We start from the raw sequence: 24,878 nt of genomic DNA on the forward strand, positions 1-24,878 counted from the left end.
TTGAAAATGAACTACGACCTGATTTACCCCGGCAATGCCGACCAGTTTCTCGATGACCTTTGCGACCGTGTCGAAAAGGGTATGGATGAAGGCCTGCTGCCCGTAGAAGTCTTCCGCGACGACAAGGTGTTCAAGGCCGAAATGGAGCGCATCTTTACGCGCACTTGGGTGTTTGTCGCCCACGTTTCCGAGATCCCTAACAAGGGCGATTACGTACTGCGTAGGTTGGGTCTGGACAAGGTCATCGTTACTCGCGACGACAGCGGCGAAATCAATGTAATGCTCAACCATTGTCGCCACCGCGGCACCGAAATCTGCCAGCACGATAAGGGCAATACCCGTACCTTCAAATGCCCCTACCACGGCTGGGTCTACCGCAACAACGGCGACTGGGCCGGTGCGCCGCACAGCCAGGACGCCTACGGCGGCGCGCTGGACAAGAAGGAATGGGGCCTGCTGCGCGCGGCCAAGGTTGAGCAGTTGCACGGTTTCATCTTTGCCTCGCTGTCTCAGGACGTGCCGACGCTGCGCGAACACCTCGGCGGTGCGGTATGGATGATGGACGCCATCTTTGGGCTGCATCCCGATGGCATGAAGGTGCTCAAGGAGCCTGAGCGTTTCGTGGTCAAGGCCGACTGGAAAAGCGGGGCCGAGAACTTCAGTGGCGACGCCTACCATGTCAGTACCGCCCACCTGTCGGCGGCGCTTTCCGAGTTCATCCCAGGGGTCAACCAAGTCAGTAGCATGGCCAGCGGCTACGACTTCGGCAACGGCAACAGCTTTATCGGTCACGCTCTGCCGGAACTGATCGCCCCTATGTTCGAGTTCTGGGGTTATCCGAAGGAGTATCGCGATCAGTTCGATTTGTCGAACCTGGATGAAACCCAGATCGAAATGCTCAAGACCGTGCCACCGACCATTGGCACGCTGTTCCCCAACTTCAGTTTCCTGCGGTTCCCGCAGCCGGCAGTGCCCGGTGAGATGCCTATTCCCTTCACCAGCATCCGCATGTGGCAGCCGATTGCGCCGGGCGTGATGGAGCTGTGGAACTACGAGCTGGAATATGCCTTCCTGCCGCAGGAGTTCCACGACAAGGCCTACCTGGCCGGCCAGTTCGGCTTCGGTTCGGGCGGCATATTCGAACAGGACGACACCGCTGTCTGGGAGGGCATCGCCAAGGCGGCCAGCAGCCCGTGGAACCGTGCCCATGGCACCCAGTTGCACTACCAGCAGAAGCGCGGCGGGGCAGACCCGGACTGGAAGGGGCCGGGTGAATACCACCCCTCGATCTACGGGGAATACTGCCAGGAGCAGTTCTGGCGTCGTTGGTTGCGCGAGATGAAAAACAAAAAGCCGGCTTCCACAGGAGGGTGCAACCAATGAGCCAGCCAGCCAGTCTCCACACACGCGCCGAAATGCGCGAAATCGCCACCGAATTCCTCGCCCGTGAAGCGCTGTTGCTTGATGAGCGCCGTTTCCGCGACTGGTTCGCCACGCTCGACAAGCAGATCCAGTACGAAGTGCCGGTGCGTATCGCCATGCGCGACTATGCCGACGAGTTCCCCGAGGGGGCGTACCGCATCAACGACGCCTGGGCGCATATCGAAAACCGCATTCTGCGCCTGGAAAGCGATCACGCCTGGGCCGAGATTCCACCATCACGCACCCTGCGCGTGGTCGGCAGCATTCTGGTCGAGGCTACCGAGCGGCCGGATGTGATCGAGGTGATCAGCGCGATGATCCTCTACCGCCAGCGCGGCAGTGATGATCTCGGCGACGTGATCCCGGTGCGCCGCCACGACCTGCTGAAGATCACCGATGGCGGTGTGAAGCTGCTCAAGCGCCGCGCGCTGATCACCGAAACCGTGCTGCATACCCCCAATCTGGGCGTGTTCCTGTAACCGCTGGCCCTGCAAGAACAAGAAGAGGACGAAATCATGTCTGACGAGAGAGTTGAAGTCGTGCTGGATGCCCAGAAGTGCCAGGGCTACGGCCTATGCCTGGGTTCGGACGATGTTTTCGAGATGGATAGCAGCGGCACCCTGGCCGTGCTGAAAAAGCGTTTTGTCGACGTGGCACGGCTCGATGAAATGCAACAACTGGTGCGCGATTGCCCGGCGGGAGCGATTTCCTGCCGGGTGGTGGCCACTGCGTCCGAGGAGGAACAGGCATGAGCATTGCCAGCCAGCTGATTGGCCGCAAGTTCGACCAAATCTGCTTTGTGGTGCCTGATATCGAGGCTGCCATCGAGATGTGGAAGAAGACCAACGGCGTTCAAGTATGGAACGTCGCCTACGACCTGGCAAAGGAGCAGACCCAGAAGGAATACCGTGGCCAGCCCGGTGACTTCCAGTTCAGCTGTGCCTACGGCTTCGCCGGCGACACCCTGATCGAGCTGGCACGCCACGATGGCGGGCGCAGCCTCTACAAGGATTGGGTCGACGAGCGCGGTTATGGCCCGCATCACATCGGCTTCCGCCAGAGCGATGCTGACGAGTATGCCCAGGCCGAAGTGCATTACCGCACGATGGGCATCGAAAAGGCCATGGCTGGCTTCTTCGAAGGCCCCTTCGGCAACTGCCGCTGGAGCTACTGGGATACCCGTGCACAGATCGGCTTCTACACCGAGCTGTACTACGTCGATGGTGAGCTGAACGAGCGCATGCAGGCTTTGCGCAGCGGCCAAAACGTCAGCATTACCTCCTGATTTCAGGTCTGCACGGCGCATGCCGGGCAGGCCACGACCTTACTATTCGAGGGAGTGACACTTATGAACATTATCGGACCGGACGCGCTGGTATTTGCGACCGAAGACCTGCAGGCTACCAGCCGCTACATGCTCGACTACGGCCTGCGTGATGCCGGCACAAACCGTCACGGCCAGCTGTTCGAGACCCTCGACGGCACCGGCGTGATCATCTGCGACGCCAATGACCCGAGCACGTCACCGGCGCTCAGCCCGACCAACAAGCTGCGCAAGATTGTCTACGGTGTGGCCGACGAGCAGAGCCTCAAGGCTATTGCTGCCGAGCTAGGCAAGGACCGCGAAGTACGCTTGTTCGACGATGGCAGCTGCGAGGCGCTGGATGACTCGGACATCCCGCTGGTATTTCAGTTGACCCGCCGCCGCGACATCGACATGCCGGCCGAGAAGGTCAACGCCCCCGGTGCGCCACTGCAGCGACCAGTCAACTGCGTCGGCGTCGATCTCGACGCGCCGATCCAGCCGCGCAATATGGGCCATTTCGCCCTGTTCGTGCCGGATGCGGCCAAGGCCGAGGCCTTTTACGTCGGGCGTCTGCAATTTCGCGTCAACGACCGCCTCGGTGGTGGGCCGTTCATGCGCTGCAAGGGCTCGGACGAGCATCACACCCAGTTCCTTATTCAGGCGCCGCCGCAGCTCAAGGGTATCGAACACATCGCCTTCCACCTGGGTGGGCCGAGTGAAGTGATGATGGCTGGCAATCGTTTCCGTAACAAAGGCTATGCGAGTTTCTGGGGCCCGGGCCGGCATACCTTCGGCTCCAACTGGTTCTGGTACTTCGACAGCCCGCTGGGCTGCCGTTTCGAGTACGACGCCGATATGGACAAGCACGACGACAACTGGGTGCCGCGCGAGATGCCGCTGCATGCCGACAACGCCCAAGCCTATCTGATGGAAATGCTCAGCAAGAACTGGGCACCCTTCGATGGTCCGAAATCTGGTAGCAAACCCGCCGCCTGAGCAGTCCATACGAATGCCTTGTCGCTGCAACCCTCGTTGGACACATTGAGCGACCCGGAAGCGCGTTCCGCGCTTCCGGCTTTTTTCCCAGGTTGTGCAAAGCGGCCTGGCGGTCACTGACCGAGCCTTCCGTTCACTTCCCATCTTTTGCCAGCTCGATACCGGGTTCCGTCCATCCGCTCGCAGCCGGAAAGCCAGTTGATGCGTCCGTTTCGATCGCGATAGCTGTGCAATTCAGTCGGGATTACATGTGCCCAGTCATACGTATTACGGATAGCTGTATTACCTCTGCATCGGTAGGTGCGCGGCAAGCGAGTTCATAGAATCGGTTGCAACAGAGGCCTGAGCGTCAGGCTCCAGTGAGGGGCGGCAGTGCCGCTACCTGGTGCGGTAAGTGCCTAGGTTTCCAGACAGACGATAAAGGTGAAGAACTATGGGAACGGATAATCGCTTTCGCTTCACAGGCGTCGATGGCGTCAGGTTTGCGGTAGAGAACCTGGATGATGCTTGCCGTTTCGCCCGTGACTGGGGGTTGGCGGTAGTGGCTTCCAGTGATCCCGCCGTACAGCTGTTCCGTGCCGTCGATGGTTCCGAGGTGCAAATTGTCCAGTCTGACGAGACATGCTCCGAGACGACGCCCATCGGTGGAGGCAGCGGCCTGTGTGAAGTGATCTGGGGGGTTGAGGATAGCGCCGTGCTGGATGAGCTGGCTGCCGAGCTGCGCAAGGATCGCAGCGCTGAATTCGATGCCGAAGGCGTCCTGCACAGTATCGATGACCTGGGTATTCGCCTGGCTTTCCGGGTTACCCGGCGCCAGTGCCAAGCCTATGACCTGACGTGCTACAACGCACCGGGCAATCCTGATCGCCTCAATCGAAGAGCACCGCGCTATACCGCCGCCGCGCCACGGGAAATCAGCCATATCGCCATCGGCGTCGATGATGCCGGTTTTGCCGCGCAGTTCTATACGCAGCGCCTAGGCTTCATCATCTCCGACCGTTACGCCGATCGCGGCATCTTCATGCGCTGCTCGCCCATGGGCAACCATCACCATGTGTTCTTCATGAATGCGAAGGTGCCGGGCACCCGCTTCAACCATCTGGCCTTCAAGGTACGCGATATCCATGAAGTGATCGGTGGTGGTCAGCACCTCGACGGGCTAGGTTGGCAAACCTTCGCCGGTCCTGGTCGCCACATCATTTCCTCGGCCTGTTTTTGGTACTTCCTGTCGCCCTTCGGCGGTGCCTGGGAGTACGCCGCCGATGAGGACATGGTTACCGATGAGTGGCAGTGTCAAGACTTCGCCGCCACCTCGCACATCTTCTCGGAATGGACCTTCGGTCTGGATAAATCAGACGGCACCCTCAAGGGGCCGATTTCCGCCAGCAAGGCGCAGAAGCTCTGACGGGTTGTTGAACGGCCTGGCTGATAACTAAGGAATGGCGAAGTGTCCGAGAATAATGCTGCTGAAAAACCTTACTGGATTGAGCTGATTGATGCGCAGGTGCGCCAGATTCAGGGTAAGTATCGCACGCGCATCATCGAGGCGGGTTCAGGGCCGGCGCTGCTGCTGCTGCATGGTACCGGCGGCCATGCGGAAAATTACGCACGCAATATTGCCGCGCTGGCGAAGGACTTCCATGTGGTGGCGCTGGATTTTCTCTGGCATGGCAAGTCACAGACCGAGGGTTACGACCCACGTGTGATTCCGGCACTGGTCGATCAGGTCGTCGATGTCATGGACCAGTTGGGGCTGGATCGGGCCTTCTTGGAGGGCCAGTCCATGGGTGGCTGGGTCGCCATGCAGCTGGCGCTGAGCCATCCCGAGAGGGTGCGGGCGCTGGTGCTGACCACGCCTATGGGCTACACGCCCGACGAAGGGGCAGTGGCCGGTTACGTCGAGCCGGACTGGGCAGCCAATCTGCCGAGCTCGCTGGAGGTGCTGCGCGACCCCGGTTTCGACAACGTGCATGCCCGCATGGCACGCATTCTAGCCAAGCCCGAGCGGCTGACCGATGAGGCTGTGATGGTGCGCCAGGCGCTGTACCAGCAACCTGAGCTGGCCGAGGTGCAGCGGCTGTTCATCACCGAATACCTGTCAGGCAGCAGCATTGCCCGGCAACGGATCACCGATGCCATGGCGCGCGGTATCCGCCAGCCGACCCTGGTCTATTGGGGCGACCACAACCGTACACCACCTGCGCTCGGTCAGCACATCGCCGCCACCGTACAGAACGGCAGCTTTCATTGCGCCAGCGACACCGGGCACTGGGCGCAGTACGAGAGCGCGGCGGAGCACAACCGGGTCGTGAGCGACTTTCTCAGGGCTCAGGATTGAATCAGTCAAGGAAACTCAACATGTCTATAAGCAAGAACGATCTGGTCGGGCGCTGGGAAATCATTTCCTGGGAGCAAGCCTTTGATGATGGTCGGCGTGAACTGCCGATGGGCGACGCTCTGCACGGCTTCATCCAGTACACCGAGGATGGCGGCATGGCTTGCATGCTGGCACGGGCCGAGCGCGCCAACTTCGTTACCGGCGGGCAGTGGAACGCCAGCGACGCTGAAAAGGCCGGTGCCTACACCAGCATGCTGGCCTATGGCGGCAGCTATGAAGTGGACGGTGATGTGATCAGCCACAAGGTCGAGATCAGCATGTTTCCCAACTGGAAGGGCGGTGTGCAGAAGCGGCGCTGCGAGGTCAACGCCGATGGAACCCTGACTTTGAGTGCCCGCCTGGAAGAGGACACGGCCCAAGCCCGTACCGCTCGCCTGGTCTGGCGCCGTGCCGCCACGAACTGAAGAAGGAGTAATCCATGAATGCCCTGGCAAACAATCCCGAAATCGGTCAGCGTATCCAGACCGGTGCAATCGTCACCAACTACCACGATGTTGGCAGCGGCACGCCAGTGCTGCTGCTGCATGGCTCGGGGCCGGGCGTGAGTGCCTGGGCCAATTGGCGTCTACCGATCCAGAGCCTGCAGGGCGATTTCCGTTTACTGGCACCGGATCTAGCCGGGTTTGGTTATACCCAGGTGCCAGACGGCATCGAGTACTCTCGCCAGCTCTGGCTCAAGCAGATTGTGGACTTCCTCGACGCCATGGGGCTGGAAAAGGTCGATGTCATCGGCAATTCCTTTGGCGGTTCGATGTCGCTGGCACTGGCCATCCATCATCCCGAGCGCGTCAACAAGCTACTTCTGATGGGCAGCGTCGGCGTGCCTTTCGAGTTGACACCTGGTCTTGATGCGGTGTGGGGCTACGAGCCTTCCGAAGACAACATGCGCGCCATCATGCGCATCTTCGCCTATGACCAGTCGCTGATCGGCGACGATTTGGTGCGCATGCGTTATGAGGCGAGTAAGCGTACGGGTGTGCAGGAAGCCTATTCGAGCATGTTTCCGGCACCACGCCAGCGTTGGGTCCAGGCGATGGCGCACCCGGAAGCGGATGTACGCAGCATCAAGCACAAGACGCTGATGGTGCATGGCCGCGACGATAAGGTGATCCCACTATCTACCTCGCTGACGATGCTCGAATGGATTGATAACAGCCAACTGCACATCTTTGGCCGTTGCGGCCACTGGACCCAGATCGAGCACGCGGCAGCCTTCTGCCAGCTGGCTTCGAACTTTCTCAAGGCGGACTAATGCATACCGCTCAACAACAATAAAAAGGACATAGCACCATGGTTACTAAAGCCGCACAGAAAGTGTTGATCGTCGGCGCTGGAACGGCTGGCATGTCGGCGGCCATCACCTTGAGACGCATCGGCATCGAAGTCGATCTGATCGACAACAACCCCAAATGGGGCGCACTGGGTGCTGGCCTGACCATTACCGGTCCGACCCTGCGTGCGCTGTATCAGCTCGGGGTCTACCCGGATATGGCTGATGAGGCCTATGTCGGTGAAGGTATCCAAGTCTGCGATACCCAGGGTCAGCCGTTGCGCAGACTGAGCACGCCCATGCCGGCTGATACGCCGACCGAAAGCAGTGGCGGCATCATGCGCCCGACTCTACACAACATTCTTGCGCGGCATGCCAGAGCTGCCGGGGTGCCGATCCGTCTGGGGCTGACCGTTGATGCGCTGCAGCAGGATGGCGCCAGCGTCGATGTGACATTCAGCGATGGCAGCCAGGACCGCTACGACATGGTGCTGGGCGCGGATGGGGTGTTCTCAAAGATACGCGGGATGATCTTCCCGGATGCACCCAAGGCCACCTATACCGGTCAGAGCTGCTGGCGTCTGTTCCTCAAACGTCCGGCCAGCATTGATCGGCGCACCTACTTCCTCGGTGGACCACATAAGGTTGGTTTCACCCCGGTCTCGGCCACGCACATGTACATGTTCCTACTGGAGCGCACGCCGCAGGTCTTCATCGAGCCGGATCAATTTTATAGTGAACTGGCCAAGCGTATGGAGGGCTACGGTGGCGTACTGGCCAAGGTTCGCGAGTCGCTGAGTGTCGAGGACAATCCGGCGATCAATTTCCGCCCCCTGGAAGCTTTCATCCTGCCGGCGCCCTGGCATAAGGGCCGCGTGCTGCTGATCGGCGACTCGGCGCACCCGACCACGCCGCAACTGGCTTCCGGTGCTGGCATGGGGATCGAGGATGCGCTGGTACTGGCCGAGGAGCTGGCCCTATCCGATAACTTCGAAGAGGTTATTGCGCGCTATATGGAGCGCCGCGAGCCGCGTTGCCGACTGGTGACCAGCAGCTCAATGGAGCTGGGACGACTGGAGCAGGAGCGTGCCCCGGTCGAAGCGCAGACGGCAGTGGTTGAGCATGCGCTGCTCAAACTTAGCGAGCCTATCTGACGGCCTGCGTGTACATGGCGGTGCTCATAGTGGCGCACCAACCTGAATGACAATGGAGCCTTGAGCGGATGACTATCGATCAATCGATGCTGCACGACATCAGCAACGACCTTTACCACGCGCTACGCCAGGCTGAGTCCATTGAGCCACTGACCACGCGTTATCCCGAACTGAGCATCGATGATGCCTATGCGATCCAGCAGAGCCTGATTGCCAAGCGCCTGCGGGACGGCGAGCGAGTGGTCGGCAAGAAGATCGGTGTGACCAGCCAGGCGGTCATGAGTCTGCTCGGCGTCGATCAGCCCGATTTCGGCATTCTCACCGATGCCATGACCTACAACTCCGGCCAGGCTATTGCTGCGGCCTCGCTGATTCAGCCCAAGGCCGAGGGTGAGATCGCCTTCGTGCTCAAGCATGATCTGGTCGGGCCGGGCGTAACCGTGGCCGATGTGCTGCGCGCCACCGAAGGCGTGATGGTGTGCTTCGAGATCGTCGACTCGCGGATTCGCGACTGGAAGATAAAGATTCAGGACACCGTCGCCGACAATGCATCCTGCGGCGTGTTCGTCCTCAGCGACCGGCTGGTGCCGGTACAGGAAGTGGACCTGACCCTGTGCGGCATGGTGCTGGAAAAGAATGGCGAGGTCGTCGCCACGGGCGCTGGCGCGGCAACCATGGGCTCGCCGGCGGTCGCTGTGGCCTGGCTGGCGAATATGCTGGGTCGCCTGGGCATGCCGCTGAAGGCAGGTGAAGTGATCCTCTCCGGCTCGTTGGGGCCGATGATTCCGGTGGGGGTGGGCGACAACCTGCGGGTATCTATTGATGGAATTGGCAGTTGCTCGGTTCGTTTCACGTAGGGTGGATCATGCTTCTCCGATCCACCGGGTGGCGAACCACTGGGCGGACTTGCGGCGAACCTGAAAAGCCATACCCCAACACGGCTGAATCAACCGAAAAGAACAATAAAGAGGTACGGAAAAAATGACTCAACCCCTTCGCAATGCCCTGATCGTGGGTGGCGGTTTTTCCGGCATGTCGGCGGCCATCGAGCTGCGCAAGCTGGGGATTGCCGTCGATCTGGTGGAAATCGATGCCGGCTGGCGCAGCTACGGTGCCGGGATCAGCATCGGCGGACCGACGCTGCGAGCGTTCCGCACCCTCGGCATTCTTGAGCGCTTCCTCGAAGAAGGCTATGCATGCGACGGGTTGGACATCCATGCGTCCGGCGGACAGCTGCTGGCGCAGATCCCGACGCCGCATATCGCGGGTGACGATGTTCCTGGCAGCGGTGCGGTGATGCGCCCGGTGCTGGCGAAGATCCTCGCCGATGCCACCCGTGCTTCAGGTGCTGACGTCCGGCTGGGGTGTACCTTCACTGGCTTTCGCCAGGATGCCGACGGCGTGGATGTCGAATTCACCGACGGCAGTCAGCGTCGTTACGACCTGGTCATCGGTGCCGACGGCCTCTACTCGAAGATGCGTGAGACCCTGCTGCCCGATGCGCCGAAGCCGCGCTACAGCGGGCAGGGTGTCTGGCGCGCCGTGTTGCCGCGTCCGGCTCACATAGAACGAACCATGCTCTGGATCGGCGAACATCTGAAGGTCGGGCTGAACCCGGTATCGCAGAGCGAGATGTACCTGTTCGTCAACGAAGACCGCCTGGTCAATGACTTTGTGCCGCCCGAGGAATTTCTGAGCCGTCTGCGTGGGTTGCTTGAAGCGTTTTCCGCACCGGACATCCGTCATGCCAGCGAGCAGCTGAATGCGCATTCGCTGGTGGTGTTCCGTCCCCTGGAAGGGCTGCTGGTGCCTGAACCCTGGTATCGGGGGCGCGTGGTACTGATTGGCGATACCGTGCATGCCACCACACCGCATCTGGCCTCGGGTGCCTGCATCGGCATCGAAGATGCGATTGTCCTTGCTGAAGAACTGGCGCGCGCGACGACCGTTGAGGCGGCGCTGCAGGGGTGGCAGCAGCGGCGCTGGGAGCGTTGCCGGATGGTGGTGGAGAACTCGGCGCGTCTCGGTGAAATCGAGATCCAGGGCGGTGACAAGGCCGAGCATGCACGCCTCATGCATGACTCCTTCGCCGCGCTGGTTGAGCCCATCTGACCCAATACAAGGAATTGGCCAATGCAGTTGCTTAAAGATCATGTGGTGCTGGTGACCGGAGGCGGTTCCGGGCTGGGGCTTGGCGTGGCGCGCCATTGCCGGGCCGAAGGCGCGGAAGTGGTGATCGTCGATGTTTCGGCGGAAAAGGTCGCACAGCTGGCGGCTGAATTCGGCTCCGAGGTGCTGGCGATGCAGGGCGACGTGACCAAACTGGCGGACCTGCGCGCCTGCCGCGAGGCCATCGTCCAGCGCTACGGGCGGCTCGATGCATTAATCGGTGTGCAAGGAATCTTCGACGGTAACGTACCGCTGCGTGAAGTGCCGGAAGAACGGCTGGATTCGTTGTTCGACGAGATCCTGCACGTCAACGTGAAGGGCTACCTGTTGTCGGCGCGGGTGTTCTTCGACCTCTTGCAGACAAGCCAGGGCGCTATTGTGCTGACCACTTCCACCGCAGCCTATGCCGCCGATGGTGGCGGGGTGTTCTATACCGCCAGCAAGGGTGCGATTCGCAGTTTGGTCAGCCAGCTGGCGTTCGAGTGCGCGCCGAATATACGGGTCAACGGAGTGGCTCCTGCGGGCATCGCCAACAGCCAGCTCAAGGGGCCGAAAGCGCTGGGGCTGGACGAGCAGAAGCAGTCAGACATTCCCAAGGAAGCTTTTCTCTCGATGTTCCGTTCGCTGAGCCTGTTGCAGGAGCTGCCGACCCCGGAAGACCACGGACCGCTGTATGCCTTCCTTGCCTCAAAGGCCAACCGGATCATGACCGGGCAGACCGTGGTGGCCGATCAGGGGTTGCTTAATCGGGCAGTCCTCAAGGGTTAGCGCATTGCTCGCCGGCGGGGAGGTCGGCGAGCCGAAGGCCTCCTTTTCAACCAGCCCTCGGGGGTTGGTTGCGCACCTATTCCATGACAACAACAAAAACCACGGAAAGGATCTGCGATGAAAAACAATATTGCATACAAGTTGATGACGTTTTTGCTGATGTTCGCGTGCTTTGGAGCGAGCGCCCGTGATGGAGTCCATGACCGGATCCAGTCGCTGCGCAGCGACAGCGTGCGGGTCGTGTCCACCATCCTGCTGAGTTTCGATCCTTTCACCCGTACCCTTGATCGTGCCAGAAGCGGTGATTACTTGAGCACCCTGGATGACATGGTGAAAAACATCGACAGCCAGCCCCTGTCGTCGATCCGTGCCGATTTCACGGTATTTGCGACGGCGGTGCGCGAGCTGGATGCCAGTCCCGTCGAGATACCGATGACTGCGCTGAACCAACTGCTGCAGAGCCAGGCGCAATTGCTGGCAAGTGCCAGCCAGCTCTATGCGGTGCAGCCGGGGATGGATGCGGCGGGTGTCAAAAGCAGGCTGCACGCGCTGAGCCTGGCCAGCGCGAGGATGCTGTTGCTCTATCAGATGCGTCCCTACGGCGGCCTTGTCATGTACCCCGGTGTGCAGCTCAACGAGCAGACGCTCACGTCCCTGGATGGCAGCATCGTGGCGGGTATGGAGGCCATGGCTGAGTTGCCGGGGATCGAGTCGGTGCAGCGCAACTACCGCTTCGTCCGACCGAAGTTCTTCGAGGTCAGTGACGACTTTGCCGCCTATGGCGTGCATTTCTATCTCGTGCAGAATCTCACTCGGCTGGACAAACTGGCCGCCGATCGCTAACGCAGGCATACCCGTATCAGCCATGCATCTGCTGCATAGCTGTATTCGTTCGCATCGTCTGGCTTGGGATGGCCGGCACTCCATATCCTCGGACGCAACAACAACAAGGAGGATTCAATGAAGACCTTGCCGAGCTTCCATCACCTGATCAGCGGGCCGGAAAATGCGCCCTGGCTGACATTCATTCCCGGCATCGGCAATGACGCGTCGTTCTGGAGCAAACAGGCCGAAGCGCTGTCAGGGCGCTACCGGGTGCTGTGCTTCGACCCTTGGGGCCACGGCGACAGCCCGAATCCCCCCGAGAACTGCCGCTTCGACGATATTGTGCAGGGTATCGTCGGCCTCTGGGATGCCTTGGGCATCCAGCGCAGCAGCGTGGTCGGTCTGGGCTTCGGCGGCTCACTGGGGCTGGCACTGGGTATCGAATACCCGCAGCGGGTGGACCGTCTCGCCGCATTCTGCTGTCGCCCGCGCCAGCCGGATGATCGGCGTGATTTCTGGCGCGCACGCCTCGAGCTGGCACGGACCCAGGGCATTGCCAAACTGGCCGACATGACTGTGGATCGCTGGCTGAGCGAGGCCTTCCGTGTTGCGCATCCGCAGACCGACCTGGCCCTGCGGCAGATGATGAAACGCACCAGTCTGGAAGGCTATCTGGCCTACGTGAACGCCTTTATCGAGATGGATCTGGAAGAGGCCTTCGCCGCCCTGGACGTGCCGACCCTGCTGGTCGCCGCCGAACACGATCACGGCGGTGGGCCAGTGCCGGCAATGCGCGAAATGGTCGAACGTAACCCCAACACCTCGCTGCGGATCATTGAAGGGGTGGGGCATATATGCAATCACGAAGCGCCCGAGCAGGTGGCGCGGATACTCGACGCCTTCTTTCAGGGCTGATCGCGATACAGCTGGCAAGCGGCTGGAGGAATACCAATGACAACAACAAGAATCGACGTGGTGATCGTGGGCGCCGGCCATGGCGGCTGCAGCCTGGCCGCCGCCCTGCGCTCTAGCGGTTACGAGGGCAGCATTGCCCTGATCAGTGACGAAGCGGATTACCCCTACCACCGCCCGCCGCTGTCCAAGGCGTTCATGAGCAACAAGGGGCAGGATGGGGGCGACAACAAGCTTTACTTACAGAACGAATGCTTCTGGAAGGACAACCGGATCGATTTGCGCCTCAATGCACAGGCCGAATCCATCGAGACTGCCCAGAATGTGTTGCTGCTGAACAGTGGTGAGCGCCTCGAATACGGGCATCTGGTGCTGGCTACCGGCTCGCGCGCGCGCACCTTGCAGCTGCCCGGGAGCGATCTGGAAGGCGTCGAGGTACTGCGTACCCTGGTGCACGCCCGTCGCCTGCGTGAAAGGCTCGCCGGCTGCAATTCAGTGCTGGTGGTGGGTGGTGGTTTCATCGGCCTGGAGGTCGCAGCCACAGCGCATCAGTTGGGCAAGGAGGTGCGAGTGCTTGAAACCGCATCACGGCTTCTTGAGCGTTCCGTAGCGCCTGTCACTTCCGAATACATCCTTGCCAGACACCGTGGAAATGGCATCTCCATCGAGCTGAGCGCCGGTGTTGATTCCTTCATCGGCGCGCATGGGCGGGTAACGGCGGTGCGCTGCGGCGAGCGGCAGTGGCCGGCTGATCTGGTGATCGTCGGCGCTGGTGCGGTGCCTAACAGCGAGCTGGCCGAGGCAGCGGGCATTGCCTGCGCCAACGGCATTATCGTCGACGAACAGATGCGCACCTTGGTGCCGAACATCTTCGCCATCGGCGATTGCGCCGCCCACGAGAATGACTATGCCGGCAAGGTGCGCATTCGCCTGGAGTCGATCCAGAACGCCAACGACCAGGCGCGTGTAGTCGCGCAAGTGCTTAGCGGTGCCGAAAGCCGCTATCACAGCGTGCCCTGGTTCTGGTCCGATCAGGGCGACATCCGCTTGCAGATGGTCGGTTTGTCCATCGGGCGTACCGATTGCGTCACTCGTGGCGACCCGGCGCAGGGACGTTTTTCAGTCTTCCACTACCGCGATGAGACCCTGATTGCGGTGGATTCCATCAACCAGCCGATGGATCACATCAACAGCCGCAAGCTGCTGAGCAACGGCATCTCTCCGGACAAGGCGCTGATTGCCGATCCCGCCACCGATCTCAAGCAACTGCTGGGCTGATGCATGGCTGCTGGCTACCTAATACCGGTAGCCCGTAGCGCCCGCTTTGGGTTTGCCGAAGCGTGTCTGGACAGTTGCGCTCCTCTTTTACCTGAACAGGTGTTCTCATGTCGACTCGTGTGCTGGGCAACCTCTCCGTTGGCATCAAACTGTCGCTCGGCTTCGCACTGGTGCTGGCCTCGACCCTGGGTGTCGCGACAACGGCGCTCTATGCGTTGCATGTGCTGGAAACCCGTGGCGAGGCCATCCGCGAGCTGGGGAGCATTCGCTCGATGATGCTGCAAGCGCGGGTGGCCGAGAAGGAGTTTGGTCTGGCGCTGGCACCGGCTTCCGCCGAGCAAGTGACGGCTATTGCCAGTCAGATGCTGACTGCTCTGCAGGAGCAGGGCAGCAGCGATTCGGTTGACACGGCTCAGCATTACCTCGCGCAATTCGAGCGTTATGCTCAAGCACAGCGAGAGGCGCGGCAGGCGCGAATCCTCATGCAACAGCAGGCGCAGGCAGTGGGTGAGCGCTTCACGGCGGTGCTGCTCGATCAGTTGGACGCCGTCGGTTTGTTGTCGGAACAGGCGCTTCCGACTGATGCGCTGCGCATGTCCCTGCTTGAGCAGGCGTCGATGCTGCGCGACAAACTGGCCGACCTACGCGAAAGCGAGCTGTATTACACGCTCGATGGCAGCGCTCAGGCACAAAATGGTTGGGAAACGCGGATGACCGAGATGGGCGCCTATATCGGGGGGCTGGAACGGCAGCTCGTCGACAGTGAACAGGAGTCCCTGGAGCAGGCGCGGCAAGCGCTGGAGGCTTATCGCCAGGCGTTCGAGCATTTCGCTGCCAGTCGCCTCCAGGCTCAGGCCAGCCAGACGCAGATGAGCAGTGCTGCCGAGCGGGTCAGTGAGGGCCTGGGCGTAGTCAACGCGGCCCAGGCGCAGGAATGGCAGGCGCTTAGCCTGCGGGTCTCACGGTTATTGGTCGGCATCGTCGTGCTGGCTTTGCTGTTCTGCCTGGGGGCAGGCCTGCTAATTCGCCAGCAAATCCTGCAGCCGCTGCGTCAGGTGGTATCGCTCACCCGCGACGTGGCCTCCGGCGATCTCAGTGCGATCATCGATGCCCAGGGGCGGCGTGATGAGCTGGGTCAGTTGCTGGCCAGCGTGGGCGGCATGCTCGACAGCCTGCGCGGGCTGGTGGGGCGGATCGGTCAGGGGGTGGGTCAGTTGAACAGTGCTGCGGGTGGTCTCGTGCAGGTAACCGAGCGTACCAGTCAGGGCGTCGAGCAACAGCGCAGCGAAACCGAGCAGGCCGCCACCGCCATGCAGCAGATGGCGTCGACTGCGCAGGCTGTCGCCCGTGACGCCGGCGATACCCGTGATGCGGTCGAGCAGGCCGGGGAACAGGCGCGTAGAGGGGACGAGCTGGTACGTCTGGTGAGCGGCAAGATCGATCATCTGGCCGAGGAAATGGGCGGTTGCGCGCAAGCCATGGACTCGCTGCTGCGCGAGAGTGGGGCCATTGGCAAAGTGCTGGATGTAATCAAGGCTCTGGCTGAGCAGACCAACCTGCTGGCACTGAATGCAGCCATCGAGGCCGCACGGGCTGGAGATAATGGCCGAGGCTTCGCAGTGGTGGCCGATGAGGTCCGCGATCTGGCACGTCGCACCCAGGGTTCCACCGAGGAAATTGCAGCAATCATCCAGACGTTGCAACAGCTGTCGAGCCAGGCCGCCGGGCGTCTGCAGGGCAGTCAGGCCCTGACCCGCGAAAGCGTTGTGCTGGCGACCCAGGCCTCGCAAGCCTTGCGCGAGATTGCCGAGGCCGTGACCGTCGTCGAGCGCATGAGCCAGCAAATCGCCGCCGCAGCTGAGCAGCAGAGCACAGTGGCCGAACAGGTCGGCCAGAGCATGCAGCGGATGCGGGATGTGGCTGAGCAGAGCAGCCAGGCCAGCGGCTTGCTGGAAGGCTCTGTGCGTGAGCTGGAACAGATGGGCGGAACCCTGGGTGCTGCGGTGGGCGATTTCCGTACCTGATCGGTAACGGCGGTGGACCCGTAGGTTTGTGCCCGGTCCACCGTTTGCTGTCAGAGCCTGCGTCCGACCAGAAGCGCGAGAATGGCAAAAGTTGTGATCAGCCAGGCCACCGGTGCGGTGCTTGCGTCGTGCAGCAGGTTGATCAGCACGCCGGCCAGCATGCCTAGGCCGAAGGTGAAACTGTTGTGAATCGCCGAGGCCTTGCCGGCACGCCGCGCCTGATCGTGCATGGCCAATGCGGTGGCGTTGGGGTTGACCAGGCCGACACTGAATACGGCAATGAAGAAACCCGGCACTACCAGCCAGAGGTTGCTGGCTGGTAGCAGACTGTCGATGATCAGCAGCAGGCCGCCAGCCAGTGGCAGCCATAACCCGGCTTTTAGTAGCGTTTGCGGGGCATGCTGTTGCAACAGCTTGCGGTTGAGCTGGCCGGCGATCATCACCCCGATGGCGTTGGTGCCGAAGAACAGGCCGAAATACTCCGGGGCGATGCCGTGGATATCCAGCAGCACCATCGGTGAGCCGACGATATAGGCGAACATCGCGCCCATGACGAATGCTTGCACCAGCACGAACACCATAAAGCGGCCACTGCCAAGCAGCTCCAGGTATTGCTGCAGGGCCGAGCCGAGCGGCGCGACGCCGTGCTCGCTGGCCGGCAGGTCATGCAGGATCAGCAGCGCACAGGCGAAGCAAACCACGCCGAACACGCTCAGAACGCGGAAAATGCTGCGCCAGTCGGCCAGGCTCAGGGCAAGGCTGCCCAGCAGCGGCGCGATCACCGGAGCGGCGCCCATGATCAGGATCATCAGCGAGAGAGTCTGCGCGCTCTGCTGCATGTCGCAGCGGTCACGGATGATGGCGAAGGTCAGCACCGCACCGGCGCAGCCGCCCAGCCCCTGGATAAAGCGCCAGAACACTAGGTCAGACAGCCCTTCGCTGAGCGTTATGGCGAACCCGGCCAGCACATAGAGTCCGAGGCCGAACAGCAACGGGCGTTTACGTCCGACTGCATCGCTGAGCGGGCCGTAACAGAGCATGCCGATCAGCATGCCGACGAAATAGGAGGCGAAGCTGAGTTCGACATCGCCGGCGGCAAGGCCCAAGTCCTCGCGGATCAGGCTGAAGGCCGGCAAATACATGTCGGTGGACAGCGGAGCGATGGCGGCCAGGCTGCCAAGCAGGATCAGTAGCGGGGCGGAAACCGGTTTTGCCAGTGTGGTGGACATCGATATTCCTTTCTCGGGAGCAGGGGAGCGCCGTCGGGAGCTTGCGTCCGGCGGGGGAACGGGTTTCGAAAGGCTATGTTCAGGTTATGTGTTGCCGGGCTCACGATCTGGGCCGGCCACACGGTGGCGGACGCGTCCGCGAGCTCTGCTTTTGTGACTCAGCACGGAGTCAGTGGGCAAAAGCTCGCGGGCAAGCCCGCTCCCGCAACAGCGCCTGCGTCGCGCAGCTGGTGATCAGGCGTTGAAGGCCTTGCGTGCGGCCAGCAGGTCCAGCGCCACATCAATGATCATGTCTTCCTGGCCGCCGACCATGCGCCGGCGGCCCAGCTCGACGAGGATGTCCAGGGTCTTGAGGCCATACTTCTCGGCGGCCACTTCGGCGTGACGCAGGAAGCTGGAGTAGACGCCGGCATAGCCCAGGCCGAGGGTTTCGCGGTCCACCCGCACCGGACGGTCCTGCAGCGGGCGGACGATGTCGTCGGCAGCATCCATCAACGTGTAGAGGTCGGTGCCGTGGTTCCAGCCCAGGCGCTCGGCGGCAGCGATGAACACCTCCAGCGGCGCGTTGCCGGCGCCGGCACCCATGCCGGCGAGGCTGGCGTCGATGCGGTCGCAGCCTTCCTCCACTGCCGTGATGGAGTTGGCCACACCCAGGCTGAGGTTGTGGTGCGCATGCATGCCGGTCTGGGTCGCCGGAGCGAGCACGTCCTTGAACGCACGCATGCGCTCGCGGATGTCCTGCATGTTCATCGCGCCGCCGGAGTCGGCCATGTAGATGCAGGTCGCGCCGTAGCTTTCCATCAGCTTGCCCTGGGCGGCCAGCTCCTTGGCCGGGATCATGTGGCTCATCATCAAAAAGCCCACGGTGTCCATGCCGAGCTCGCGGGCGTATTCGATGTGCTGCCGGGAGACATCCGCCTCGGTGCAGTGGGTGGCCACGCGCACCACGCGCGCGCCGGCCTCATACGCGGCCTTGAGGTCATGCACCGTGCCGATGCCGGGCAGCAGCAGGGTGGCGATCTTCGCGTGCTCGATTACATCCGCCACGGCCTCGATGTATTCAAGGTCAGTGTGCGCGGAAAAGCCGTAGTTGAAGGTAGAGCCTTGCAGGCCGTCTCCGTGGGCTACTTCGATGGAGTCGACTTTCGCCTTGTCCAGCGCACGGGCGATGTCCTGCACGTTCTGGATCGAGTACTGGTGACGGATGGCGTGGCTGCCGTCGCGCAGGGTTACGTCGGAGATATAGAGTTTGCGTTGCGGATCGAAGCTCATGCGGCACCTCCTGCAGTGAGCATGGAGTGGGCCATGCGCTCGGCGGTGGCCAGCGCGGCGGAGGTCATGATGTCGAGGTTGCCGGCATAGGCGGGCAGGTAGTGGGCGGCGCCTTCGACCTCGAGGAAGATCGAGGTCTTCAGCCCGCTGCGCAGGCCGACACCGGGAATATTCAGCGGCGCCGACTCGGGAATCACGTCGAACTGCACCTGCTGCTTGAGGCGGTAGCCGGGCACATAGGCCTGGATGGCGGCGACCATTTCCTCGATGGAGGCGGCAACCCTGGCCTGATCGGCCCGCTCGGACATGACGAACACAGTGTCACGCATGATCATCGGTGGCTCGGCGGGGTTCATGATGATGATCGCCCGGCCTTTCTGCGCGCCGCCGATGACCTCGATGGCCTTGGAAGTGGTTTCGGTGAACTCGTCGATATTGGCGCGGGTACCGGGACCGGCGGATTTCGAGGCAATCGAGGCGACGATCTCACCGTAATGCACCCGGGCCACGCGCGACACCGCCGCGACCATGGGAATGGTGGCCTGGCCGCCGCAGGTGACCATGTTGACGTTGAGCTGGTTCAGGTGCGCTTCGAGGTTGACCACCGGCACACAGTAGGGGCCGATGGCTGCCGGGGTCAGGTCGATCAGGCGGATGCCCGGCTTGAGCGCGCGCAGGAAGGCATCGTTCTGCACATGGGCTGAGGCCGATGTGGCATCGAAGACGAAGTCGATATCGGCAAATGCCGGCATCTTCGTCAGGCCTTCGACGCCCTCATGGGTGGTGGCTACGCCCATGCGCGCTGCACGCGCCAGTCCGTCGGAGCCCGGGTCGATGCCGACCATGGCTGCCATTTCGATGTGCTGCGAATTGCGCAGGATCTTGATCATCAGGTCGGTGCCGATGTTGCCGGAACCGATGATCGCGGCTTTGAGTTTTTTCATGAAAAACCTCGGGCATGCATGAGAAGGCGCCCTGTTCATGGGTGGGCTAGATGGTCTGCGTTTCGGATTTTGCCCGGCTGCTGGCCGAGAACTTTTTCAGCGCCAGGTAAACGCCGATAAAGCCGCTCATCAGGCCGCTGAAAAAGCCACTGAGGCCGTTGCCCAGCGAGTGCTCGATAAGCGTGACTGGGATAGGGGTGAGGAACATGTTGACCGCAAAAGACAGCGCTGCAGCGATGGCGCCACCGACCAGTCCGGCCGAGATTGCTTCTTTCAATACGGGGTTCATAGGTTTCTCTTTTTGTTGTGTACTTTCGAGTTGCCGCCTTTACAGCCTGTGGCGGTATGCTGTGCCATCAGCTTAGGAACGCAGCTCGATTGCGAGCCAGACGCAATCGCTCAAAGCAGCTATCGCGATTCTGAATACGGCAGGTTTCTCTTGCTTGTCGCTAGACAAAGCACCGATAGAATCGGCCCGGTTGCTGCGGGCGGGTAGCGTTGAGCTACGAACGAAAAGGGTGAAGGAAATACGTGGGCCGGTCGTCAAGACCAATGCGACCACTCGCGAGAGCGGTGATTTAGGGAGAAAAAGGTTTTGCAGTCGATTCTAGATTCCAAGTGGCACGTTTTCATCAAAGTGGCTGAGCTGGGCAGCCTGACTCAGGCGGCTGTGGCGCTTGATGTGCCCCAGTCGATGATCAGCCGACATATTTCTCAGCTTGAGACGGCGTGCGGCGTAAGGTTGTTCAACCGGACCGGGCGGGGCGTGACGCTCACTGATTTTGGCCGCGAGTTATTGCCACGCATCGAGGAACTGGCCGACGAGGCGGACGAGCTGGCCGACATCATCCGGACTTCCGGCGGTGTGCCGGTCGGTGAGGTAAGGGTCGGGCTGTTGCCGTCCGCTGTCGTACCCCTCGCGGGCAAGTTCTTTTCCCTGGTACGTGAGCGCTATCCCCGGATCAGACTTCACTTATACGAGGGCACCAGCTCGCAACTGGAAGAGCTGATCAATGAGGGCCGTATCGATATGGCCATCCTCCTCCGTGAGGGAGATGTGTCAGCTAGCGAGGAATTCGTCGTCGTGCAGCCACGATTGATGCTCGTCGGGCGCAGCGATGATCCCGCCGTCGCTGGTTCTACCATCGAGTTTGCTCAACTGGAAAATCTACCCCTGGTGCTGCCGTCCAAGCCGCATCCGTTACGGATAAGACTTGAGAAGCTCTCAAAGTCGCATAACCTCGTTTTTGATTACGCAATTGAGGCCGACTCGATTCGTCTGCAGTGGGAAATCGTTGCGGCTGGCGGTGGCTACGCCATTACATCGGGAATTTTTGAGCGCATCAATGATCCTCGTCTGGCGACGTCCAGGATCGTCAATCCCGAACTGTTAAGAAGCGTTGTCCTGAACAGCTCACTGCGCCGACCCAACACCCTTGCCACCCGGGCGGTTCAGAAAATGCTTGAGCAGGAGGCCCCGCAACTGCTGAGGCAGCTGAGCTGACGGTTGGTTCTTCTAGTCCAGCGCATGCCACTTCTTTCGCTCGAAAGGAACGTCGAGGGCGACTACGACAGCGAGTGCAGCGCATTGCACATGAGGTGGTGAAATCGAATTCTTATGGTTCGCTTGATCTTCCACCCCAACGAACGTCATCAGGAGCTTTAGCTGTACGGATGCTCATAGCCGGATGCCTGGATCAGAGAGGGCGAGTGACACAACCACGGCACCAGAATCACCATGGCTGCAACCGAGTCACGTCCGTATGGCAAACAGCCGGTCGTCATAGGCGAAGTCCAGTATCCGGCTGATCCTGACATGCCCCATTGCGGGATGATTGGGATTGAGCACGATGTTGCGCTCCAGCGGCATCACCGCAGAAGGCACGATCAGCCCCAGATGGGAGCCGCTTATGAGCCAGGCTGTACCAAAGGCCATGCTGGGCCGATCTGCTGGCAAGGACGCCCAACCCACCGGTAGGCTTTTCACATCGGGCTCAAGGTAAAGCCCCTGCTCATCGGGCAATTCCAGTTCGGTGATTTTCATGGGTATCACCGGGCGCTGGGTCTGATGAACAAACGTCTCGAGGCAACAGATGGCAGGCGATAGGCCAAGGTAAACGGCTGCCACTTCGGCGTCGTTCCAGCGCCCCCCTTCAAGCGCGGCCCCCATCCCCGACAGGTCCTCGGCGCGTTTGGCTTTGGATATACGCCAGGCTCGCATCAGACCGCGCCGCCCCATTCGATTGCATGAAGAACCCGTCGTACCTGCCGTGCGCCAAGCTCCGTCTCGCACAGCGAGAGCGGTGTTTGTCCACCGAGCGCGTCGTTTGGTGTCGCCATCCATGTGCTGGCTGCGTCCTTGTCCTCGAACACATCTTCGGCCAGCACTGCCACTTGGGCCAGGCGGTCGAGTCGCTCCGAGGCGACCGAGTCCAAGGCCTCGTCACTTTTTAGCCTGCGCTCGATCGTCGATGCCGAGACATTCGCGATGCCGGCAATCATGGGCATGGTCAGGCCGAACGCTGACTTGGTCGCCACCAGCCAGTAAGGCTCGAACCCCACCCGAATCCGGACAAGTCGCTCATGCTCGGTGAAGGCCGCCAGTTCATGCGCCATGCTCCAGAAATTGGGCTTTATTGGGCGGCTAGCGGATCGTTTAATCGGCTGTTTCGCGACGGTGCTCATGTGGTAGCCCTCAAATGACGTACTATCATGCGTCAAATGATAGCATCGTTTGAAGGCCTTTTCCGCCGGCGTGGTTATGACCGTATCTCCTGAACCTGCGCGGGTACCAAGTCAGAAACGTTGGGCGCCGCAACGTCATGGGAGACGTGCATGACTCTGTCGATGAATCGAAGCAGTTGCTCGGACGGCTCGACCTCGCGCCGAACCAGATAGGTGGTGAGCATGGTCGTGTCACCCTCCAAAGGTCGCGTTACGACGTCCGGGTTGTTGAGTTCGGCAATCCGCGCCAGGCTGGAAAATCCCAAGCCATAGCCGGCCGCCACCAGCGCCATCATCAGGTCGAGCGTTGGAACACGTTCAGCGACGATGAGCTGCGATTCGATCGGTTTGAGCACAGGCTGCAGCTGGTGCCAGAAGCCCTCGCAGACTTGAGGTTCGCATAGGACGAGCGGGTGTCGAGCGATTTCCTCCAGCGGTATCTGACGATACGCCAGCAGTTGATGCCGGGCGGGCAGAGCGACGACGAGCGGATCCTGCCAGACGGGAACTGCCACGAGACCTTCGCCTTGATGGGCGATTTGAGTCAGGCCTACATCGTAGAGATCCTCTTCAAGCCCCTTTATCTGGATTGAGGACGGCATCTCGTACAGGCAGATATCGACCTCCGGGTCCTGCTGTCGGGATTGCGCGAGCAGGGCAGCCAATCGGGATTGGGGGACGCCGTCCGACAGCGCCACGCGCAGTCGTCCGCGATAGCCGGTTGCAGCACCCCGCACGCTGGCGGCGCGCCTCCTCCAGCAGCACGGTGCCGGCCCAGGTGAGCCGCGTGCGACGTGTCGTTCGCTCAAACAGCTGCACGCCCAGTCGATACTCCAGGTCCTTGATGATCCGTGACAACGGTGATTGCTCGATGTGCAGGCGCGCCGCAGCGCGCGCGAAATGCAGTTCCTCGGCTACCACGACGAAACAGCGAAGGTGACGAAGCTCCACGTTTCTCTCCCATGTCGATCAGTGATGAGGGGCGGGCTGGGCTGTGCCTGGAGAACCTGCCGGGCGCCGCAGGTTGACGAGCTGAAGCACGGCACCGATGAGGGCAACGCTTCCTGCGCAGGCGGCCAGCGTCCAGGTCGGCATGTGCAGCAGCAGGACGAAGCCGCCGGCGGCGGCGCCGATGGCGCTGCCCAGGTACAAGGCTGACTCGTTCAGTGCGATGGCCAGGTTGCCGTCTCCTTGGGCCTGACGCGCCAGGATCAGCTCATTGTTCTGCGGCACCTGCAGTGCCCAGCCAACCGCGCCCCATATCGCGATGGGTAGCATGGCCAGCCAGGTACCCAGCGCGGCGGCAAACGGCAGCATGAACAGCGAGGCACACAGCATCAGCATGATTACCAGGACCAGCACTGGACCTCGTACGCGATCCACCACCGGACCGATGCAGAAGCTGCCCAGTACACCGCCAATGCCCCAGATCCACAGGTACGGCGTCACAGAGCGGACCGCGCCGTAAGCCGGATCGGCCAGCAGCGGCGCGATGAAGGTATACATGCCCAGGCTCGCAATCGCAGCCAGCAGGGAAACCAGCAAAATGGTCACGACATGCCCATCGGCCAGGATGGCCAGCTTCTGGCGCAGGCTGCTGGTAGGTGCTGCGGGCAGGGCCGGCAGCAGGATCGACAACCCGGAAAAGGCCAGCAAACCCAGCAGCGTGACCAGCCAGAGTGCGGCCTGCCAGCCTATCTGGTCGGCGATCATAAGGCCGACCGGGACGCCCAGCACCACGCCGCTGGCCATGCCGCCCATGATGATGGCGATCGCCTTGCCGCGCCGCTCGGGTGTCGACAGCGCGGCCGAAGCGCCGATGCCCATGGCCAGGTAAACACCTGCCCCGATGCCCGCCACGGCGCGCCAGATCATGAGTGTGTTGAAGCTGTCCGACAAGGCGCTTGCGGCGTTGGCGATTACGAACAGACCCAGGGCGACGAGCAGCCCGGTTCGTTGCCGGTCAGGTGGCGTCAAGGCCACGAAGATCGGAGATCCGAGCCCATAGGCCAGGGTGAAGGCGGTGACCAGTTGCGCAGCGACGGCCACTGAAACCGAGAACGACGATTCGATCATGGGGATAAGCCCGGCCGTCACGTAGGACGCCATTCCGAGCGCGAACGCGCCAAGGGCGATCAGGTAGATGGGCAGCTGGCTGGAGGTTGTGTGACGCATGGATGACACTCC

25 protein-coding genes and 1 pseudogene are annotated in these 24,878 nt (G+C 61.5%); 18 read left to right on the forward strand and 8 right to left on the reverse strand.

The window, feature by feature from the left end; translation table 11 throughout:
• Nucleotides 1-6: 6 nt before the first annotated feature.
• The 17 genes from NAV32_RS09095 to NAV32_RS09175 all read left to right on the forward strand — a co-directional run bounded on the left by NAV32_RS09095 (nt 7) and on the right by NAV32_RS09175 (nt 16,522).
• Nucleotides 7-1,383 carry an aromatic ring-hydroxylating oxygenase subunit alpha gene (locus tag NAV32_RS09095; RefSeq protein ID WP_256052470.1) on the forward strand — a complete coding sequence of 459 codons (1,377 nt, stop codon included), beginning with the start codon at nt 7-9 and terminating at the stop codon, nt 1,381-1,383.
• On the forward strand, nt 1,380-1,901 hold the full coding sequence (locus NAV32_RS09100; RefSeq protein WP_256052471.1) for an aromatic-ring-hydroxylating dioxygenase subunit beta: 522 nt from the start codon (nt 1,380-1,382) through the stop codon (nt 1,899-1,901). Before NAV32_RS09095 ends, NAV32_RS09100 begins: the two co-directional genes overlap by 4 nt.
• A gap of 36 nt (nt 1,902-1,937) precedes the next feature.
• Entirely contained in the window at nt 1,938-2,174 is a 237-nt protein-coding gene (locus NAV32_RS09105) for a ferredoxin (RefSeq protein ID WP_256052472.1), read from the forward strand.
• On the forward strand, nt 2,171-2,707 hold the full coding sequence (locus NAV32_RS09110) for a VOC family protein (protein ID WP_256052473.1): 537 nt from the start codon (nt 2,171-2,173) through the stop codon (nt 2,705-2,707). Before NAV32_RS09105 ends, NAV32_RS09110 begins: the two co-directional genes overlap by 4 nt.
• A gap of 63 nt (nt 2,708-2,770) precedes the next feature.
• Nucleotides 2,771-3,724, forward strand: coding sequence for a VOC family protein (locus NAV32_RS09115; RefSeq protein WP_256052474.1), 954 nt, complete (start codon nt 2,771-2,773; stop codon nt 3,722-3,724).
• Between the two features lie 433 nt (nt 3,725-4,157).
• Nucleotides 4,158-5,129, forward strand: a complete 972-nt coding sequence (locus tag NAV32_RS09120; RefSeq protein ID WP_256052475.1) for a VOC family protein — start codon at nt 4,158-4,160, stop codon at nt 5,127-5,129.
• 42 nt (nt 5,130-5,171) lie between these two features.
• Complete coding sequence (locus NAV32_RS09125) at nt 5,172-6,062, forward strand: alpha/beta fold hydrolase (protein WP_256052476.1); 891 nt, start codon at nt 5,172-5,174, stop codon at nt 6,060-6,062.
• Nucleotides 6,063-6,082: 20 nt separating this feature from the next.
• Complete coding sequence (locus NAV32_RS09130; RefSeq protein ID WP_256052477.1) at nt 6,083-6,526, forward strand: lipocalin-like domain-containing protein; 444 nt, start codon at nt 6,083-6,085, stop codon at nt 6,524-6,526.
• Nucleotides 6,527-6,540: 14 nt separating this feature from the next.
• Nucleotides 6,541-7,374 (forward strand): alpha/beta fold hydrolase, encoded by an 834-nt coding sequence (locus NAV32_RS09135; protein WP_272890214.1) that lies wholly within the window; start codon nt 6,541-6,543, stop codon nt 7,372-7,374.
• Between the two features lie 38 nt (nt 7,375-7,412).
• Complete coding sequence (locus tag NAV32_RS09140) at nt 7,413-8,546, forward strand: FAD-dependent oxidoreductase (RefSeq protein ID WP_256052478.1); 1,134 nt, start codon at nt 7,413-7,415, stop codon at nt 8,544-8,546.
• A gap of 74 nt (nt 8,547-8,620) precedes the next feature.
• Entirely contained in the window at nt 8,621-9,403 is a 783-nt protein-coding gene (gene dmpE, locus NAV32_RS09145; RefSeq protein WP_256052512.1) for a 2-oxopent-4-enoate hydratase, read from the forward strand.
• Between the two features lie 124 nt (nt 9,404-9,527).
• Nucleotides 9,528-10,658, forward strand: coding sequence for an FAD-dependent oxidoreductase (locus tag NAV32_RS09150; RefSeq protein WP_256052479.1), 1,131 nt, complete (start codon nt 9,528-9,530; stop codon nt 10,656-10,658).
• A 21-nt stretch (nt 10,659-10,679) separates the two neighbouring features.
• Entirely contained in the window at nt 10,680-11,483 is an 804-nt protein-coding gene (locus NAV32_RS09155; RefSeq protein WP_256052480.1) for an SDR family oxidoreductase, read from the forward strand.
• 117 nt (nt 11,484-11,600) lie between these two features.
• Nucleotides 11,601-12,326, forward strand: a complete 726-nt coding sequence (locus tag NAV32_RS09160) for a hypothetical protein (RefSeq protein WP_256052481.1) — start codon at nt 11,601-11,603, stop codon at nt 12,324-12,326.
• Between the two features lie 117 nt (nt 12,327-12,443).
• On the forward strand, nt 12,444-13,223 hold the full coding sequence (locus NAV32_RS09165; RefSeq protein ID WP_256052482.1) for an alpha/beta fold hydrolase: 780 nt from the start codon (nt 12,444-12,446) through the stop codon (nt 13,221-13,223).
• Between the two features lie 36 nt (nt 13,224-13,259).
• Nucleotides 13,260-14,498, forward strand: coding sequence for an NAD(P)/FAD-dependent oxidoreductase (locus NAV32_RS09170; protein WP_256052483.1), 1,239 nt, complete (start codon nt 13,260-13,262; stop codon nt 14,496-14,498).
• A 107-nt stretch (nt 14,499-14,605) separates the two neighbouring features.
• A complete protein-coding gene (locus tag NAV32_RS09175; protein WP_256052484.1) occupies nt 14,606-16,522 on the forward strand; it encodes a methyl-accepting chemotaxis protein in 1,917 nt (638 codons plus the stop codon).
• A gap of 50 nt (nt 16,523-16,572) precedes the next feature.
• Here the strand turns inward: NAV32_RS09175 and NAV32_RS09180 are convergent, their stop codons facing one another.
• From NAV32_RS09180 to NAV32_RS09195, 4 genes are all read right to left on the reverse strand, one after another.
• Nucleotides 16,573-17,751 carry a multidrug effflux MFS transporter gene (locus NAV32_RS09180; protein WP_256052485.1) on the reverse strand — a complete coding sequence of 393 codons (1,179 nt, stop codon included), beginning with the start codon at nt 17,749-17,751 and terminating at the stop codon, nt 16,573-16,575.
• 234 nt (nt 17,752-17,985) lie between these two features.
• A complete protein-coding gene (gene dmpG, locus NAV32_RS09185; RefSeq protein WP_256052486.1) occupies nt 17,986-19,023 on the reverse strand; it encodes a 4-hydroxy-2-oxovalerate aldolase in 1,038 nt (345 codons plus the stop codon).
• Nucleotides 19,020-19,967, reverse strand: a complete 948-nt coding sequence (locus tag NAV32_RS09190) for an acetaldehyde dehydrogenase (acetylating) (protein ID WP_256052487.1) — start codon at nt 19,965-19,967, stop codon at nt 19,020-19,022. Before NAV32_RS09190 ends, dmpG begins: the two co-directional genes overlap by 4 nt.
• A 46-nt stretch (nt 19,968-20,013) precedes the next feature.
• Entirely contained in the window at nt 20,014-20,256 is a 243-nt protein-coding gene (locus NAV32_RS09195) for a hypothetical protein (RefSeq protein ID WP_256052488.1), read from the reverse strand.
• Between the two features lie 306 nt (nt 20,257-20,562).
• On the opposite strand from NAV32_RS09195, the gene NAV32_RS09200 reads away from it, so the two are divergent.
• Complete coding sequence (locus tag NAV32_RS09200; protein WP_256052489.1) at nt 20,563-21,471, forward strand: LysR family transcriptional regulator; 909 nt, start codon at nt 20,563-20,565, stop codon at nt 21,469-21,471.
• 249 nt (nt 21,472-21,720) lie between these two features.
• Here NAV32_RS09200 and NAV32_RS09205 read toward each other — a convergent pair whose 3' ends face one another.
• From NAV32_RS09205 to NAV32_RS09220, 4 genes and pseudogenes are all read right to left on the reverse strand, one after another.
• A complete protein-coding gene (locus NAV32_RS09205) occupies nt 21,721-22,206 on the reverse strand; it encodes an RES family NAD+ phosphorylase (RefSeq protein WP_336604865.1) in 486 nt (161 codons plus the stop codon).
• Nucleotides 22,188-22,652 carry a type II RES/Xre toxin-antitoxin system antitoxin gene (gene parS / locus NAV32_RS09210; protein WP_003298103.1) on the reverse strand — a complete coding sequence of 155 codons (465 nt, stop codon included), beginning with the start codon at nt 22,650-22,652 and terminating at the stop codon, nt 22,188-22,190. The genes NAV32_RS09205 and parS overlap by 19 nt, the downstream gene beginning before the upstream one ends.
• 74 nt (nt 22,653-22,726) lie before the next feature.
• A pseudogene (locus tag NAV32_RS09215) lies at nt 22,727-23,642 on the reverse strand (LysR family transcriptional regulator).
• An 18-nt stretch (nt 23,643-23,660) separates the two neighbouring features.
• Nucleotides 23,661-24,866, reverse strand: coding sequence for an MFS transporter (locus tag NAV32_RS09220; RefSeq protein WP_256052491.1), 1,206 nt, complete (start codon nt 24,864-24,866; stop codon nt 23,661-23,663).
• Between the last annotated feature and the right edge of the window lie 12 nt (nt 24,867-24,878).

It is taken from the genome of Stutzerimonas stutzeri (assembly GCF_024448695.1).
In the GTDB taxonomy this organism is placed as follows: Bacteria; Pseudomonadota; Gammaproteobacteria; order Pseudomonadales; family Pseudomonadaceae; genus Stutzerimonas; species Stutzerimonas stutzeri_T.

Coding starts and splice junctions, on each gene's coding strand:
- NAV32_RS09095 (WP_256052470.1), top strand. CDS start 7: ATGAACTACGACCTGATTTACCCCGGCAATGCCGACCAGTTTCTCGAT.
- NAV32_RS09100 (WP_256052471.1), top strand. CDS start 1,380: ATGAGCCAGCCAGCCAGTCTCCACACACGCGCCGAAATGCGCGAAATC.
- NAV32_RS09105 (WP_256052472.1), top strand. CDS start 1,938: ATGTCTGACGAGAGAGTTGAAGTCGTGCTGGATGCCCAGAAGTGCCAG.
- NAV32_RS09110 (WP_256052473.1), top strand. CDS start 2,171: ATGAGCATTGCCAGCCAGCTGATTGGCCGCAAGTTCGACCAAATCTGC.
- NAV32_RS09115 (WP_256052474.1), top strand. CDS start 2,771: ATGAACATTATCGGACCGGACGCGCTGGTATTTGCGACCGAAGACCTG.
- NAV32_RS09120 (WP_256052475.1), top strand. CDS start 4,158: ATGGGAACGGATAATCGCTTTCGCTTCACAGGCGTCGATGGCGTCAGG.
- NAV32_RS09130 (WP_256052477.1), top strand. CDS start 6,083: ATGTCTATAAGCAAGAACGATCTGGTCGGGCGCTGGGAAATCATTTCC.
- NAV32_RS09135 (WP_272890214.1), top strand. CDS start 6,541: ATGAATGCCCTGGCAAACAATCCCGAAATCGGTCAGCGTATCCAGACC.
- NAV32_RS09140 (WP_256052478.1), top strand. CDS start 7,413: ATGGTTACTAAAGCCGCACAGAAAGTGTTGATCGTCGGCGCTGGAACG.
- NAV32_RS09150 (WP_256052479.1), top strand. CDS start 9,528: ATGACTCAACCCCTTCGCAATGCCCTGATCGTGGGTGGCGGTTTTTCC.
- NAV32_RS09155 (WP_256052480.1), top strand. CDS start 10,680: ATGCAGTTGCTTAAAGATCATGTGGTGCTGGTGACCGGAGGCGGTTCC.
- NAV32_RS09160 (WP_256052481.1), top strand. CDS start 11,601: ATGAAAAACAATATTGCATACAAGTTGATGACGTTTTTGCTGATGTTC.
- NAV32_RS09165 (WP_256052482.1), top strand. CDS start 12,444: ATGAAGACCTTGCCGAGCTTCCATCACCTGATCAGCGGGCCGGAAAAT.
- NAV32_RS09170 (WP_256052483.1), top strand. CDS start 13,260: ATGACAACAACAAGAATCGACGTGGTGATCGTGGGCGCCGGCCATGGC.
- NAV32_RS09175 (WP_256052484.1), top strand. CDS start 14,606: ATGTCGACTCGTGTGCTGGGCAACCTCTCCGTTGGCATCAAACTGTCG.
- NAV32_RS09180 (WP_256052485.1), bottom strand. CDS start 17,751: ATGTCCACCACACTGGCAAAACCGGTTTCCGCCCCGCTACTGATCCTG.
- dmpG (WP_256052486.1), bottom strand. CDS start 19,023: ATGAGCTTCGATCCGCAACGCAAACTCTATATCTCCGACGTAACCCTG.
- NAV32_RS09190 (WP_256052487.1), bottom strand. CDS start 19,967: ATGAAAAAACTCAAAGCCGCGATCATCGGTTCCGGCAACATCGGCACC.
- NAV32_RS09195 (WP_256052488.1), bottom strand. CDS start 20,256: ATGAACCCCGTATTGAAAGAAGCAATCTCGGCCGGACTGGTCGGTGGC.
- NAV32_RS09205 (WP_336604865.1), bottom strand. CDS start 22,206: ATGGGGCGGCGCGGTCTGATGCGAGCCTGGCGTATATCCAAAGCCAAA.
- parS (WP_003298103.1), bottom strand. CDS start 22,652: ATGAGCACCGTCGCGAAACAGCCGATTAAACGATCCGCTAGCCGCCCA.
- NAV32_RS09220 (WP_256052491.1), bottom strand. CDS start 24,866: ATGCGTCACACAACCTCCAGCCAGCTGCCCATCTACCTGATCGCCCTT.